Genomic DNA, 14,230 nt, shown 5'->3' on the forward strand with positions numbered 1-14,230 from the left:
GCGGTGTCGTCCCCGCACGCGCGGGGATCTTCCCCCAGTGCACGGCGGTGCCCAGTACGTCCAACGGTCGTCCCCGCACGCGCGGGGATCTTCCCCTGCGGGACACGATCCGAACCCGAATCGCCTAGTCGTCCCCGCACGCGCGGGGATCTTCCGGACATGGGCTATATGGGAGCCGCACCGTCGGGGTCGTCCCCGCACGCGCGGGGATCTTCCCGGCGTCGACGACCTCCGCCCACGTGGCGTCGTGTCGTCCCCGCATGCGCGGGGATCTTCCCACGGGCGCCGCGACCTGGTCGCGCCAGAGCGAGTCGTCCCCGTACGCGCGGGGATCTTCCGGGCCTGCACTCCGGCAAGCGGGTCACCCTTCAGTCGTCCCCGTACGCGTGGGGATCTTCTCTGGACATCACCACCCTCCCCGGCGACGATCTGGTCGTCCCGCACGCGCGGGGATCTTCTCCGCTCCACAGAGTCATCGCGGTGCACCGGGCCGTCGTATCCGCAGGCGCAGGGATCTTCCCTCGTCCAGGAATGCGGGAAGATTGCCGAGCGTGTCGTCCCCGCATGCGCGGGAATCTTCCGGCGAACACTCGGCGGCCGGATCCGTCAGAGCGACGGGATACTCAGTGGTCCCGACGTCGGTGAGGTCCCGGTGCGTGGTGATGGCGGTGGTGCGCCTTGCCGGCGATCATCCCGACGATGATGAGGGGCCAGGGGAACCACATCGCGCCGTGCGTCAGGACCGGCAGAACGAGGAAAAGGGCGAGGATCGCGACCGGGATCACGGCATGCGGCGGACCGGCCAGGTCGAGCCCGTGCAGTCGATCGCGCAGGCCGGGACGCTGTGCCGGCGGCGCGGCGGGTTGCGGCCTGGGCTGCAGGTCCGCCGTGAGCGAGGCGAGCTCGTCGAGGGTGCGGGCCGCGTAGGCGTGGGCCAGCCGCTCATCCGCCTCGTCCAGGGTGAGCTGCCCGGTTCCCGCAGCCCAGGCAAGCCAGTCGGCGGTGCGCGTCCGGTCCGCGTCGCTGGCCCGTACAGCGCCGTCCGGTCCGTTCTTCGAGGTGCCGAGATCCCGTGCGTCGTCCGTCATCGCCGCTCCTCCGCTGGAGGTTGCACCACCCATATCCACGGTATGTCGGATGTCCCTGCTTCGCTGCAGGTGCAGCCGAGCAGGCTGCCGGTGGTCTGCTTCTCAGCCCGCCGGGCGGGGCGGGGTGCTCGGCGGCCAACCGGGGCGGGAGAAGTGCTCGCCCTGCACATACAGGCGGACGATCTCTCTGGTGTAGGGCAGTGTCCGCTCCGGCAGCTCGGCGGGCGCGGACCACTGCAGCTCCGAACACAGCTCGGGCTCCCGGATGGTCGGTTCACCCGCCCACCGGGCGACGAGGAAGCCGAAGCCGATCCGGGCGCCGCTGTCCGGGGGCAGGGCATGGGTGACGCCGACGAAGACGACGTCGTCCTCCTCGACCCGGAGTCCCAGCTCCTCGTCCAGCTCGCGGACGGCCGCGGTCACCACGTCCTCGTCCGGCTCGAGACGTCCGCTGGGCAGCGCCCACCACCCGCTGCCGTAGATGTCGCCTGCCCGCCGAGTCAGCAGCAGCCGGCCCTCGCGCAGCACCAACAGCAGCACATCCACGGGCGTCCGATACTCATCGCGGACCGCGTACCGCTCGCTTCCGACCACCCGCTCGACGCTATCCGCCGTCCACGGCGGCGCGGCGACCAGGCCGGACGGCTCTGGCTGTAACGGTGATCACGTGTTGTCGGAAAGTCGGGACAGCCGAAGCAATGGATGGTTGAATTGCAGGCCGCCGCTGCTTGGAGGGGCGGCCGGAGAACGACCCGGTGGCCGGCGGATGAATGGCGGGGAACGGGAATTCGACGTTTCTGGCGTATCTTCTCCCTGATTGGTGAGTGTGCGCCCGCCGTGTGCAGGCGGCGGCATCATGATGACGGTGACTTGGTATGGTTCGCTCCGGTCTCTGTCTTTCTGATCGACCCGCGGATTGTCACCTCGTGATTGGTGTGGCAAGCCAGGCCCTCCACCGCGTTTTCGGGTCGCCTCCTCTTCTGTCACGACGGCCGTTCAGGGGTTCTCGTGTTCTCGCGCCACCGGACATCCACCCGCCGCTGCCCGCGCGCCTGGGCGGTCGTCACCGCGCTTGCCGTTGCGGGGGTCACGCTCGTGGGATGCGGACCGGGTGACACGTCGTCGGTCGCGGCCTGCGCCAGCCCGGGGGTGAGCGACGACCGGATCGATCTCGGCGTGCTGTACCCGGACTCGGGGCCGGTCTCGCCGATCTTCGAGGCGGCTCGGGCGGGGATCGACGCGCGGCTCGGGGCGGTGAACGCCGCCGGCGGGGTCAACGGGCGCCGCGTCGTCTACCAGTGGCGCGACGACCAGGGCTCGCCGCTGACGAACGGCATCGCCGCGCGCGACCTCGTCGACCAGCGGCGGGTCTTCGGCGTCGTCGAACTGTCCGTCGCGGCGTCGGGCAGCGCCGGCTACCTCGCCCAGCAGGGCGTCCCGGTGACGGGCCTGGCCTCGGAGCAGGTCTGGTCGCAGGACCGGAACATGTTCGCCGCCACCACGGCCACCGACTCGGCCGTCGACACCCAGGGCCGGTTCGTCCGGGACCAGGGAGGCAGCCGCGCGGTGATCCTGCAGACCGCGCTGTCTGCGGGCATCTCCACCACCGCCTCGACATACGCGCGCAGCCTGGCGGCGGCCGGCGTCCAGGTCCTGGGCGCGGTCACCTTCACCACGGGCGTCGACGATCCGGTGGCGGTCGCCCGGCGGATCGTCGCCGCCCGCGCGGACACCATCGTCGGCATCATCGAACCGAAGGACCTCGTCGCAGTCCTGACCGTGCTGCGCAACGCAGGCCACAACCCGAAGGTCGTCCTGTCCGCCAACGGGTACGACCACGCATTGCTGCGTGCCGTCGGTCCGCAGGCGGCGGGAATCTCCGTGCCGGTGTTCTACAAGCCTTTCGAGATCGGCGGACCGGGGATCAACGCCTATCTCGCGGCGATGCGCCAGTTCGCTCCGCAGGTCGCCCAGCCCGAGCAGGACATCGCGGTGATCTCCTACATCAGCGCCGACATCTTCCTGCGCGGTCTGCAACTCGCCGGGAGCTGCCCGACCCGGCAGGGATTCATCGACGGACTGCGCGCGGTGAACAGTTACGACGCCGACGGGCTGATCAGCACGATCAGTTTCCGAGCCGGCGCCGCCCGCCCCACCACGTGCTATTCCTTCGTCCAGGCCAACCCGGCCGGCAACGGGTACGTCGTGGTGGAGCCGAACCTCTGCGGCCACGAGCTCAGCCCCTGACAGCACGATCAGCCCCATCCGGCTCAGGTGCCGGCGCCGGCGCGGTCGGCGCGGTCGGCTCGATCGGCGCGGTCGCCGGTCGGGTGGCGGCCATCAGCCGCCAGGTCGCGTTCGCCGCGTCGGCGGCCGAGCCGGGCAGGTCCGCGCCGATCCACTGCGCGACGACGCCGAGCAGCGCGCCGGCGAGGTAGGCGGCGTGCAGCTCGGGCGGCACGCCGGCCGAGACCGCGGGCCGGGCGCCGACGGTGAAGCGGGCGAGCAGTGCTGCGGCCAGCTCCTCGCGTAGACGGACCGCGAGCGACGCATTGCCCTCGGCGCCGAGCGCCCGCGCATACAGCGGTGCGTGCTCGGCGATATGGGTGAACAGGTCGACCAGTGGGGCCGGGGCCGACTCGGGCGGGGCGTCGAGTGGGCAGAGCCCGGCGAGGCGGGTGACGGTGGCGACGGCGTCGCCCATCGCGTCGGCGGCGAGCGCGTCCAGATCGGGGNAGTGCAGGTAGATGGTGGCCCGGTTGATCTCCGCGCGCCGGGCGACCTCGGAGATCGTGATGGCTGCCAGGCTGCGTTCCGCGGCGAGTTCCAGGAAGGCCGACCGCAGGTAGGCCCGGGTGCGGCGGGCCCGCGGGTCGTTGACGTTCACGCGCATCACCGTACGACAGCCGTCGCTTGTACGACACCTGTCGACTAATCGATGGCTGTCGCTTAGCATGCCATCCATGCGAGTCGAGATCTGGGCCGACGTGGTGTGCGCCTGGGCCTACATCGGCAAGCGCCGCCTCGAGCGGACGCTGGCCGACTGGTCGGGCGAGGACGTGGACGTGGTGTGGCGGCCGTTTCGGATCGACCCCACGGCGCCGGCTGCGGCCGAGCCGTTGGCGCAGGCGCTGCGTGATCCGGTCGTGGCCGGCGCGCTGAGCTGGTACGTCCCCGACGCGTCGCCCGTGGGGGGCGGAGAGCGGGCGGCACGGGTCGCCGCCGAGGTCGGGCTGGGGCCGCCGTGGGGCGCCGCCTGGCGGGTCGACCCGACCGACGCCCATCGCCTCGTCTCCCTCGCCTACGACCACGGCGGTTCGTCGTTGCAGGACGCCGTCGTCGAGGCGGTGCTGCGGGCGCACTTCGTCGAGGCCGCCGACATCAGCGACCGCGCGGTCCTGGGGGCTCTTGCGGCCGCCAGCGGCTTTCCGGCCGGTGCCGGCCTGCTCGCCGGCGACGCGGGCCGGGACGCCGTCCGGGATCTGCTGCTGGAGGGCAGGGCGCGGGGCGTGACGACATCTCCGACGATCCTCGTGGGGGAGCGGGCGATGGCCGGGGCGCAGCTTCCCCAGGTGATCGCGGAGTTCCTGCGGCGCGCCGGTCGGGCGGCGGAGCCGGCACGGGAAACGCCGGCGGAGGTCCGCCGCTACCGCCACGCCGAGTCGTTGCTGGAGCTGCGTGATCCGCTCGGCGCGCTCACGCTGCTCGGCCCGCTGCTGGCCGAGCACGGCGACGACCGTGGGGTACGTCTGCTCGCCGCCCGCGCCTGCTATGCCTCCGCGCAGCTCGGCCGGGCCCGACACCTGCTGGAGGCGCTGGTCGACGAAACTCCCGACGATCCCTACGTCCACCAGCTGCTGGGCCGCACACTGCAGCGCCAGAGCGCCGGCGGACCGGAGGGCGCCGCGCACCTGCGCCTGGCCGCCGCGCTGGCACCATCGTCAACGACGATGGGTTGACGGTCGCCTTCGCGACACGTGCCTGATGCGGCCGGCTGCGGCATGGGCCGTGGACCGCCAGCGAGTCCAGTTCGCCTGCGCGGCGCGTCCCGTGGTCGCCGATGCGGCACAGCGGCGGGNGGGNTTNTTTNGCGGNCGGCCGGNCATCGGNCGTCTGTCCGCGTCGCACCTCATCGACAAGGGCGAGCGCTACGTCGACTGCCCGGGCTGGACCCTCGGCTGAGCTCGGAGGACAGGGTTCAGAGGGTCGAGTAGAGCCGTTCGGCCTGGTCGCGCTTGGTGTACAGCTCCCAGTAGATCTCGGCGATCGTGTCCGGCTGGGTCTCGGGGCCGCCGCGGCCGATGAAGGTCGCGAGCGGCACGTGGGCGGCGTACACGCCCTTGTCGGCGAGGGAGGCGTTCAGCGCCAACACCCAGTTGCGCAGCCCGGCGGTCGCGATGCCGATGTTGCCCATCCGGGGAAAGACCAGCGCGGACGACGCCCCGGTGGTGACCAGCAGCGTTCCGGTGCCGCGTTCGAGCATGCCGGGCAGCACGTGCTGGATCGCGGTGACCGCCCCGTACACGTAGTACTCGATCTCCGGCTGGATGCTTTCCACCGTCACGTCGAGTGCCTCGACGATCGGGTTCAGGGCGTTCTGCCGCCCGGCCGGCGCGGGGGAGTACTCCAGCACGTCGATCGGGCCGAGCTGCGCCTCGACGCGGGTGAGCGCGTCGACGAGGGACGGCCGGTCGAGGACATCGGCGGCGAACCCGGCCGCCGTGATGCCGTCCCGGGTGAGCTGGCCGGCGAGGTCGTCGAGCGTCGCCTGGTTGCGGGACAGCAGCGCGACGGCGAAGCCCTCCCGGCCGAAGCGGCGCGCGATGGACAGCCCGAGCCCGGGCCCGGCCCCGACGATGGCGATGGTCGGCATGAGGCTTCTCCTTGCGTCGTGGAAAGCGGTGCGGCGTGGGGAGCCGCGGCCACTGTAGCGGATGCTCCGAGCTCGGAACGTCTGAGATGGGAACGTCTTGCCGTGGACGGTATCCGTTAGGATCACATCCGTGCCCACGCCGTCGCCTCCCTCCGCGAAACTGCCGGTGGAACCGTCGGTGGAGCCTGCTGTGGGCCGGGCTGCCGAGTCGCAGCCCGCGGATCTCACCTGGCTGTTGAACCGGGCGGCCGCGCGCATGCGGGGGGAGCTCGACATGGTCGCCCGCGGGCACGGCCTGGCCGGCGTGCGCGACTGGATCGTGCTGACCGCGCTCGGCGTCGAGGGCGGCCGCACCCAGCTCCAGCTCGGCCGGGAGCTCGGCGTCGACAAGACCACGCTGACGTCGCTGCTGGACCGGCTCGAAGGCGACGAGCTCGTCATCCGCCGCCTCGACCCGCGCGATCGGCGCGCCCGCATTCCCGAGGTCACCGTGGCGGGCCGGCGGCTGCAGGCGCGCATCGCCGCGGCCCGCGACGAGGCCGAGACCCGGCTGCTCGCCGCGTTCAGCCCGGACGAGCAGAGCCTGCTGCGCGCGTTGCTCACCCGGCTCGCGGACTCCACGGCCGCGTCCGGCCCCTGCCTGTGAGGGCCCGAACTCCGGCCGGCCAGCCGGAGTTCGGGCGGTGGCAGAAGTGCCGCGCCTGCCGCGCCTACTGCGTACGGTGGTCCTGACCGTCTGTGCCCGCCGGCTCGGATGCCGGCATCCCATCCGGTGAGCAGGAGAACCTATGACCGTCAGCAATCCACCGCTCTCGTCACCTGCCGCACCTGCCGCACCTGCCGCACCTGCCGCACCTGCCGCCGCCACCGTCGGCCCGCCGCCGCCGTTCGACCCGGAGCTGGCCGCGGCCCTCGAGCCGCTCGCGAAGTTCCTCACCCCGTCGATCACCCCCGAAATGCTGCCGCGGTTACGGGCCGCCTCGGTGGCGCCGTCCGTTCCCGACGAGCAGCTCCACCGCGACGGCGCGTTCACGGTGCAGGAGCTCTCGGTGCCCGGCCCGCCCGGAGCGCCCGAGGTCGGGCTGCTGGTCTGCCGGCCGACGGCGTCCGGCACGCCGGCGGCAGTCGTCTACCACGTCCACGGCGGCGGCATGATTATGGGCGACAACCGGGCCGGGGTGACGGAGATCCTCGACTGGGCCGAGGCCCTGCACCTGGTCGTCGTCTCGGTCGAGTACCGGCTGGCTCCGGAGCACCCGCACCCGGCGCCGGTCGAGGACTGCTACGCGGGCCTGCTGTGGACGGCCGCGCATGCCGGCGAGCTGGGCGTGGACTCCGGGCGGGTCGTTGTCGCGGGCACCAGCGCCGGTGGCGGACTCGCGGCGGCGATCGCGCTGCTCGCCCGTGACCGCGGCGGCCCGGCGCTGGCCGGCCAGCTCCTGATGTGCCCGATGCTCGACGACCGCGGCGGCACGGCGTCCACCGCGCAGATGGCCGGGCTCGGGGTCTGGGACGGCACGTCGAACCGGACGGGCTGGACGGCCCTGCTCGGCGACGGCGCCGGCGGACCGGACGTCTCCCCCTACGCGGCGCCGGCGCGGGCCGGCGACCTGACCGGCCTGCCGCCGGCGTTCGTCGACGTCGGCTCCGCCGAGACGTTCCGCGACGAGGACATCGACTACGCCACCCGCCTGCTGCGGGCCGGGGTGCAGACGGAGCTGCACGTCTGGCCCGGCGGCTTCCACGGCTTCACCCTGTTCGCGCCGCAGGCACGGATCTCCCAGGAGTGCGCCGCCGCCCGCCTGAACTGGCTTCGGCGCCTGCTGACCGCCGCCTGACGCCCGTAGCACGCTCGCAGTACGCCCGTAGCACGCCCGTAGCACGACGTCGATGGAACAGTTCGCCGGTGGACAAGGTTGTGAAGGTGGCGCCGACGTCCCATCCCGACCCGACGAGATCGAGGAGATCAACGTGACCGAATACGGACTGCGGGTCGGCCGGGCGGAGCTCGGCTCGGCGGGCCCGATCACCTTCGGCCCGGCGGGGATCCTGTTCCTCGCCGACAACGCGGCGGCGACCGTTTACGCGGTCGACGTCGCCGACCCGGGCGGCCGCACGGCCGGGTCGGGACCGTTCGACCTGACCGACGTCGACGCGCGGGTCGGCTCTCTGCTGGGCGGCGACGCGGCCGACATCTCCATCCGCGACCTCGCCGTCCACCCCGACTCGGGCAACATCTATCTGTCGGTCCAGCGCGGGCACGGCGAGCAGGCTCAGGCGGTGCTGGTGCGCATCGACCGGGCGGACGCCTCGATCAGCGACGTGCCGCTCACCGACGTCCCGGTCGCGTCGGTGACGATCGCCGACGCCCCGGCCCCCGACGACGAGCGCGTCGACGTCATCCTGCCCCTCGGCGACGAGGGCGAACAGATCACGGTCGGCTCCCGCACGATCCGCATCCTGCGCCGCCCGATCCGCACCGCGACGGTCACCGACATCGCGTATGTGGACGGGGCGCTGCTGGTCGCCGGGCTGTCCAACGAGGAGTTCTCCTCCAAGCTGCGGCGGATCCCGTTCCCGTTCACGGACGGCGCCGATGCGGCGGGCAACAATCTGGAGATCTTCCACGTCTCGCACGGCAAGTGGGAGACGGCGGCGCCGATCCGCACGTTCGTGCCCTTCGACGGCGGCCGCGCCATCCTCGCCAGCTACACCTGCACGCCGGTCGTGCACTTCCCGCTGGCCGAGCTGGCCCCGGGTACCAAAGTGGTCGGGCGCACCGTGGCCGAGCTCGGCGCGATGAACCAGCCGCTGGACATGGTCTCCTTCGTCCAGGGCGGCGAGGAGTACCTGCTCGTCGCGAACACCTCACATGGCCTGATCAAGATCGCTCGTCGCGACATCGACGCCCAGGCCCCGCTGACCGAGCCCACCGAGCCGGTCGGGGTGCCGCGGGAGACCGCGGATCTGCAGGGCATCACCAGGCTCGCGAACCTCGACGGCGAGCACGTGCTGGCCCTGCAGACCGACCCCGACGGGCGCCGGCACCTGCGCTCGCTGAAGTCCGCCTCTCTGTAGACCGGGGTGGCCGACCGTGGCGGGGTCGCCGTGTCGTGGTCGCGGCACGGCGGGGCGGACTGCATCCGGCTGGCCGGACTGGCCGGACTGGCCGGACTGGCCGGGCTGGCGGGGCCGGCTGTGCAGGTGCGGATCCACCCGGCCACCGCCGTGGCGCTCGGCACCGCCCCGCCGACGGCCGGGCGGCTGCTGCGCGACGGCCCCGACACCTGCTTCCTGCCGCGGTTCCCCTTCCTCGACGGCACCGCGTACGTCGTCACCGTCGACGGTGCCGTCGTGGCCGAGCTGACCCGCGCCGGCGCCGACGACGCGGCCACCACCGAGGTGCTCGCGATCCACCCGAGCGCGGCGACGGTGCCACGTAACCTGCTGCGCGGCTACCTCTGGTTCAGCGCGCCGATGAGCGAGGGCCAGGCGGCGGGCCACGTGCGGCTCGTCGACGATGACGGCGACGTCCTGGCCGGGGCGCTGTTGGCAACCGAGCAGGAGCTGTGGGACGCCGGCCGGCGCCGGCTCACCGTCCTGCTCGACCCGGCGCGGATCAAGCGGGGTCTCGCCCCGCACCGCGAGGCTGGCTACCCGCTGCGGTCCGGCGCACCGTTCCGGCTGGTGGTCGACGACGGGTTCCGCGACGCCCGCGGCCGCCGGCTGCGGGCCGGGGCCGAGCGGCGCTACCAGGTCGGCGACGACGAACGCCGCCACGTCGACCCGCACGCCTGGACCCTGCGCGTTCCGCCCATCGGCACCACCGCACCGCTTCAGGTCGGGTTCGGCCGCTCGCTCGACCACGGCCTGGTCGCCCGCTGCCTGCGCGTCGTCGGGCCCGAGGGCCGGCCCGTCGACGGCGTCGCGGACGTCGGCGCCGAGGAGCGGTCGTGGCGGCTGGCCCCGCGGCACGGCTGGGCGCCCGGCCCGCACCGCCTCGTCGTCGACCCGGTCCTGGAGGATCTGGCCGGCAACTCCGTCGGGCGGGTCTTCGACCGTGACCTCGCCCGCCGCACGGACGACCCCCGCGGCGCCCGCCCCGTCGCGGTGACCTTCCACCCGGCCTGAGCGCCATCGCAGGATGGCCGCCGGTCGGCCGGTCGGCCTACAGGCGGGAGGCGGTCAGCGGCAGGGGGCCGGACTGCACGACCTCGCCGAGGATGCCGGTGTCGAGGCCGAGCGCGGCGGTGACCTCCTCCACCGCGGCCACGTCCTTGCGCAGGTACGGGCCGGCCATGGCGAGGAACTCCTCGACGCCCCCGATGGCCTGCAGGTGACGGAACACCGCGCTGTCGGCACTGCAGGCGGTGATGGCGGTGAGCAGGTCGCCGCTGCGGATGCCGAGCTTCTCGCCGAGCTGGACGGCGGCGGCCGCGGTCTGGGCGTGCGCCGCGAAGGTCAGGTTGTTGATGAGCTTGACGGTGGTGGCGGAGCCGACCTCGCCGGTCCGCACGATCGTCGAGGCGTAGGCGGCCAGCAGCGGCTCGACGCGGTCGGCCGCCGCGGCGGTCCCGCCGATCAGCACGGTGAGCCGGCCGGCGAGGATGGTCGCGGACGTTCCGCTGATCGGGGCGTCGAGCACGGTGACGTCGCGCGTGGCCGCGTCCGCGGCGAGCTGTCGGATGGCCGCAGTCGGCACGGTGGCGTGCTGTACGACGACGGAGCCGGGCGTGGCGTGGGCGAGCAGACCGTCCGGCCCGCCGACGATCTCGGCGAGCTGGATCGCGGAGAAGGGGCACACGATCAGCACCTCGGCCGCGGCGGCCACCGCGGCCAGCGAGGGCTCGACGACCGCGCCCAGCCCGGCGAACCTGGCCCGGACCTCGGCCCGGCGGGCATACAGGTGCACAGGCACGTCGGCCGCGAGCAGGCGTTCGATCATCGGTGCCCCCATGGAACCGGCCCCGACGAACCCGACGGGGGATAAGGCCCCCGACCCCGCTGCGTCCGCTGGCGACATCTGTTCGACCATGTTCTTCTGCACCTCTCGTCGTCGACGGGCCCGCCTGCCCCCTGTCGGCATGCCCGGCTCGCACCGACGGGGCGTCGACGCCATCATCCGCTATCCCGACGTCCGGAGGCCCCGCCCTGGCGGGTACACCGGGAGGGTGGATCCGGTGCCGGTGCTGCTCTCCGTCGGCCATGGCACGCTGGCCGCGGACCGGCTGGCCGGGCTTCTGCGCGAGGCGGGCGTCGCGCTGCTGGTGGATGTGCGGTCGGCGCCGGGGAGCCGGCACAACCCGCAGGTGGCGCGGGGCAACATCGAGCGGTGGCTGCCCGCGGCCGGGGTGCGGTACCGCTGGGAGCCACGCCTGGGCGGCCGGCGCCGGGCCCCGGCGGACTCCCCGGATGTCGCGCTGGTGAACCGGTCGTTCGCCGGCTACGCGGCCTGGATGCGCTCGGCCGCATTCGGCGGGGCGGTCGATGAGCTGCTCGCCGAGGCGGCGACGATCCGCACGGCGGTGATGTGCGCGGAGACGCTATGGTGGCGTTGCCACCGCCGGATGATCGCCGACTTCGTCACGCTCGCCCGCTGCGGCCAGGTGTCCCACCTGCACCACGACGGCCGCCTCGACCCGCACCGCCCGACCGCCGGCGTGCGCCGGCGCGACGACGGTCTCCTCGTCTACGACGCCGGCACCCTGTTCGCCCAGTGACGGGGTTCCCTGCAGTAACCAGCGGGGGAAGCGTGTCCCGACGAACCGGCGGAAGGAGCCGGGCGACCCGTTTCGGCCTGCCGTCCTTCTTCGCCGCGTGACCATCCGGCCCTGGGGTCGAGGGATTCTCCTGGGGTTCAGTGAACCCGTCGGATAGTAAGCGGCGCAGCCATGCGGCAAATCGTGGTCACCGATCTCGGATCGGGCCACTCCTGCGAAAGGGAGATCTCTGATGAGTATCTACCAGGATATTGGTGGCGCGAAGGCCGTGAAGGCCGCGGTTGACGAGTTCTACGTCCGGGTGCTGGCCGACCCGGACCTCGTCCGGTTCTTCGAGGGCCGGGACCTGGCCAGCCTCAAGGCGAGCCAGCGGGAGTTCATCGGCGCGGCGCTCGGCGGTCCCGAGATCTACCAGGGCGACGCGATGTCCCAGGTCCACGCCTCCCTCGGGGTCGCCGACGCCCAGTTCGACGGTGTGGTGGCCCACCTGCTCGCGGCCTTCGCCAGCGCCGGCGTCCCGGCCGAGGCCGCAGGCAAGATCGCCGCGGTTCTCGGCCCGCTGCGTGGCGACATCGTGACCGCCTCGTAGCGGCCGGTCCAGGGCGGAACAGGGGTGCCGCGGGCAGACCGGGCGGAGAAACCACCGCCGGTCAGTCCCGGCCGGGGTGCTCGGTGCCCGCGGTTTCCCTACCAGCCGCAGCCTCTGTGTCGGCCGCGGGCGGCGCCGGGCGCCAGGCTCCGTCGATCTGGTCCCAGCCGTGCCCCCGGTCGTAGGCGGCCTTGAGCTCGCTGGACAGCCGCGGCCCCCGTTCCGGCACGGTCAGCCCGTGCTCGTCGGCGTGGTCTCGCAGCCATGCGCGGACCTCGCTGACGGTTGTGCTCTGGTGGGGGCGACGGGCCTTCGTGCGGACGGGCGTTGGACGGCGGCCCTCGCCCGTGGCCTCCGTGGCGGTGATGGCGTCGTTCTGCTCCACCGCCGTCCACGCCGTGTCGATCTTGGTGTTACGGGCGACGTCGACCGTCTCACCGTATTCCGCGTATTCGCCGAGCACGGACGCCACCTCGTCGCGGCATTCGTCGCACAGGTCCAGCCGGACGAGCCTTCCGTCATACGCCAGAGCCGCCGTCTGTGTCGCGGCGACCCTGTCCTGGGCGTGGCGGCCGACGTTGTCGCACCACACATTTATGAGTGAAATTACCTCGCGCGCCATCAAGGTCGCCTCATTCCTTGTCCGGGTGCCCGCTATTGGGGCTTTGATGGCAGCTTAGTGGGGTCGCAGGTGCCTGGCAAACCGTGCATCTCCGCGGCCTCGCGCGCGGTGCCGACCGGATTCGACCGAGTTCGCCGGCCGCCCGGGTCATTCACTATGGGTGCATACGGCAGACCTATGCCCGATAAATATTGTGTGGAGCGCGCCTGAATGTGGCATCGTCCCGCCCGGCGGTCGCGTGCCGGCCGGATGGCCGCCGATCGGCCGGCGGCGCGTCGCCGGGAACGTCGGGGAGGGAAGCCCCGCGCGAGGGCTGCGCCGGATCTGGGGAGCGGAGTCCCGAGGAACCCGCCGAGGGACCCCGCTGGCCGGGACCCGCCGTCCGACGTGGTGGGCCGAGCGGGTAGGCATACAGGGGTGAGCACACCCGAGACGGCCGAGTTTCCGGCCTCCCACCGCGACCTGCTCGACTCTCCCCTGACCGCCGTCTTCGTCACGATCGGCGCCGACGGCCGGCCGCAGGCGACCGCGGTCTGGTATCTGCCCGACGGACCCACGGTCAAGGTATCGATGATCAGTACCCGGCGGAAGCTGGTGAACCTGCGCCGGAACCCGGTGGCCACCCTGTTCCTGGTCGACCCCGCCAACTCGGGACGCACCCTGGAGATCCGCGCCGACGTCGAGCTCGTGCCCGACCCGGACAAGACCGTCCTGCACCGCATCACCGACCGGTACAGCGTCGACTTCGCCCGGTTCAGCGTCCTGGACTCCGAGCGGACCACCGCCGTGCTGCATCCGCGGCGCGTCGTCGTCCTCGGCTGAGCGAGCAGCCCGCAGACCTCCGCCCGGCGGCCGATCCTGCGATCCTCCGCTCGTCCGGCTGCCGCGCGGGGTCACTTCCGGCGGCGCGCCACCCGCAACTCCGTGAGATAGCGCTTGGTGATGCTGCCCCGATAGTCACGCTCGATCAGGTCGGCGATACAGCGCAGCAGCCCGCGTCGGGCGGCGGGTTCCAGGGCGCGATGTCCCGAATAGGTGCGCAGGACGTCGAGGTACTCCGCGCCCGTGCAGGACAGCTCCCACTCGTAACGAAGGAAGACGGCCTCGTCGAAACGGCCGGACCGAATGATCTCCTCGTCGTCCTCGTCGTCCTCGGCGATCTCGTCGGCGGTCCGCAGCCGGAGATTCGACGGGGTCGTCGGATCGAAGCGCTCGTAGCAGTTCTGCACCTCGACGAAGAACCGCTCGGTGCCACCGGCTATGTGGTTGGTCGCGACGGTGGCCAGCGCGCCGCCGGGACACAGCGCCGCCGCCGCCTTCTCGACCCGCACGGCCGGG

At 72.7% G+C, this 14,230-nt stretch carries 15 protein-coding genes, 1 pseudogene and 1 CRISPR repeat array; of the genes and pseudogenes, 9 read left to right on the forward strand and 7 right to left on the reverse strand.

Translation table 11 applies throughout. The annotated features are described in order from the left end of the window. Positions 1 to 5 precede the first annotated feature (5 nt). Positions 6 to 400: a CRISPR direct-repeat array (repeat unit 28 nt; unit sequence GTCGTCCCCGCACGCGCGGGGATCTTCC). Between the two features lie 223 nt (positions 401 to 623). Together FF36_RS25220 and FF36_RS25225 are read right to left on the reverse strand one after the other, a co-directional pair. Continuing rightward, the gene (locus FF36_RS25220) at positions 624 to 1,088 is read right to left on the reverse strand and encodes a DUF1707 domain-containing protein (RefSeq protein WP_044887667.1); all 465 of its coding nucleotides are present in this window, start codon (positions 1,086 to 1,088) and stop codon (positions 624 to 626) included. A 102-nt stretch (positions 1,089 to 1,190) separates the two neighbouring features. Further along, on the reverse strand, positions 1,191 to 1,634 hold the full coding sequence (locus tag FF36_RS25225) for an NUDIX hydrolase (protein WP_082122212.1): 444 nt from the start codon (positions 1,632 to 1,634) through the stop codon (positions 1,191 to 1,193). 462 nt (positions 1,635 to 2,096) lie between these two features. Here FF36_RS25225 and FF36_RS25230 point away from each other — a divergent pair, with 462 nt between their 5' ends. After that, positions 2,097 to 3,335 (forward strand): ABC transporter substrate-binding protein, encoded by a 1,239-nt coding sequence (locus FF36_RS25230; protein WP_044887669.1) that lies wholly within the window; start codon positions 2,097 to 2,099, stop codon positions 3,333 to 3,335. Here FF36_RS25230 and FF36_RS41160 read toward each other — a convergent pair. Continuing rightward, a partial coding sequence (locus FF36_RS41160) for a TetR-like C-terminal domain-containing protein (protein WP_422615113.1) occupies positions 3,325 to 3,823 on the reverse strand: 499 nt, incomplete at its 5' end. The two genes, FF36_RS25230 and FF36_RS41160, sit on opposite strands and share 11 nt — an antisense overlap. Position 3,824: 1 nt before the next feature. After that, positions 3,825 to 4,053, reverse strand: a pseudogene (locus FF36_RS41165) (TetR/AcrR family transcriptional regulator); the annotation flags it as partial. Here FF36_RS41165 and FF36_RS25240 point away from each other — a divergent pair. After that, the gene (locus tag FF36_RS25240) at positions 4,052 to 5,047 is read left to right on the forward strand and encodes a DsbA family oxidoreductase (RefSeq protein WP_044887670.1); all 996 of its coding nucleotides are present in this window, start codon (positions 4,052 to 4,054) and stop codon (positions 5,045 to 5,047) included. The pseudogene FF36_RS41165 and the gene FF36_RS25240 sit on opposite strands and share 2 nt — an antisense overlap. 239 nt (positions 5,048 to 5,286) lie before the next feature. On the opposite strand, the gene FF36_RS25250 is transcribed toward FF36_RS25240, so the two are convergent. Continuing rightward, the gene (locus FF36_RS25250; RefSeq protein WP_044887671.1) at positions 5,287 to 5,961 is read right to left on the reverse strand and encodes an SDR family NAD(P)-dependent oxidoreductase; all 675 of its coding nucleotides are present in this window, start codon (positions 5,959 to 5,961) and stop codon (positions 5,287 to 5,289) included. Positions 5,962 to 6,151: 190 nt separating this feature from the next. Between FF36_RS25250 and FF36_RS25255 the strand changes: the two genes are divergently transcribed. The 4 genes from FF36_RS25255 to FF36_RS25270 all read left to right on the forward strand — a co-directional run bounded on the left by FF36_RS25255 (position 6,152) and on the right by FF36_RS25270 (position 10,092). After that, positions 6,152 to 6,607, forward strand: coding sequence for a MarR family winged helix-turn-helix transcriptional regulator (locus FF36_RS25255; protein ID WP_242419603.1), 456 nt, complete (start codon positions 6,152 to 6,154; stop codon positions 6,605 to 6,607). Between the two features lie 142 nt (positions 6,608 to 6,749). Then, positions 6,750 to 7,799 carry an alpha/beta hydrolase gene (locus FF36_RS25260; RefSeq protein WP_044887672.1) on the forward strand — a complete coding sequence of 350 codons (1,050 nt, stop codon included), beginning with the start codon at positions 6,750 to 6,752 and terminating at the stop codon, positions 7,797 to 7,799. A 133-nt stretch (positions 7,800 to 7,932) separates the two neighbouring features. After that, positions 7,933 to 9,039: a hypothetical protein gene (locus FF36_RS25265; protein WP_052681425.1), complete on the forward strand. Its 1,107-nt coding sequence runs from the start codon at positions 7,933 to 7,935 to the stop codon at positions 9,037 to 9,039. A gap of 6 nt (positions 9,040 to 9,045) precedes the next feature. Then, positions 9,046 to 10,092 (forward strand): hypothetical protein, encoded by a 1,047-nt coding sequence (locus FF36_RS25270; protein WP_044887673.1) that lies wholly within the window; start codon positions 9,046 to 9,048, stop codon positions 10,090 to 10,092. A gap of 37 nt (positions 10,093 to 10,129) precedes the next feature. On the opposite strand, the gene FF36_RS25275 is transcribed toward FF36_RS25270, so the two are convergent. Next, complete coding sequence (locus tag FF36_RS25275) at positions 10,130 to 11,047, reverse strand: NAD(P)-dependent oxidoreductase (protein ID WP_199865496.1); 918 nt, start codon at positions 11,045 to 11,047, stop codon at positions 10,130 to 10,132. 94 nt (positions 11,048 to 11,141) lie between these two features. Between FF36_RS25275 and FF36_RS25280 the strand changes: the two genes are divergently transcribed. Continuing rightward, the gene (locus FF36_RS25280; RefSeq protein WP_236706132.1) at positions 11,142 to 11,681 is read left to right on the forward strand and encodes a DUF488 domain-containing protein; all 540 of its coding nucleotides are present in this window, start codon (positions 11,142 to 11,144) and stop codon (positions 11,679 to 11,681) included. Positions 11,682 to 11,913: 232 nt separating this feature from the next. Next, positions 11,914 to 12,270, forward strand: coding sequence for a group I truncated hemoglobin (locus FF36_RS25285; RefSeq protein WP_044887674.1), 357 nt, complete (start codon positions 11,914 to 11,916; stop codon positions 12,268 to 12,270). Positions 12,271 to 12,331: 61 nt separating this feature from the next. Here FF36_RS25285 and FF36_RS25290 read toward each other — a convergent pair whose 3' ends face one another. Next, positions 12,332 to 12,892, reverse strand: coding sequence for an Lsr2 family protein (locus FF36_RS25290; protein WP_044887675.1), 561 nt, complete (start codon positions 12,890 to 12,892; stop codon positions 12,332 to 12,334). A gap of 417 nt (positions 12,893 to 13,309) precedes the next feature. Here FF36_RS25290 and FF36_RS25295 point away from each other — a divergent pair, with 417 nt between their 5' ends. Beyond that, positions 13,310 to 13,714: a PPOX class F420-dependent oxidoreductase gene (locus FF36_RS25295; protein ID WP_044887676.1), complete on the forward strand. Its 405-nt coding sequence runs from the start codon at positions 13,310 to 13,312 to the stop codon at positions 13,712 to 13,714. Positions 13,715 to 14,230: the final 516 nt, after the last annotated feature.

This window comes from Frankia torreyi (assembly GCF_000948395.1).
Lineage (GTDB): Bacteria > Actinomycetota > Actinomycetes > Frankiales > Frankiaceae > Frankia > Frankia torreyi.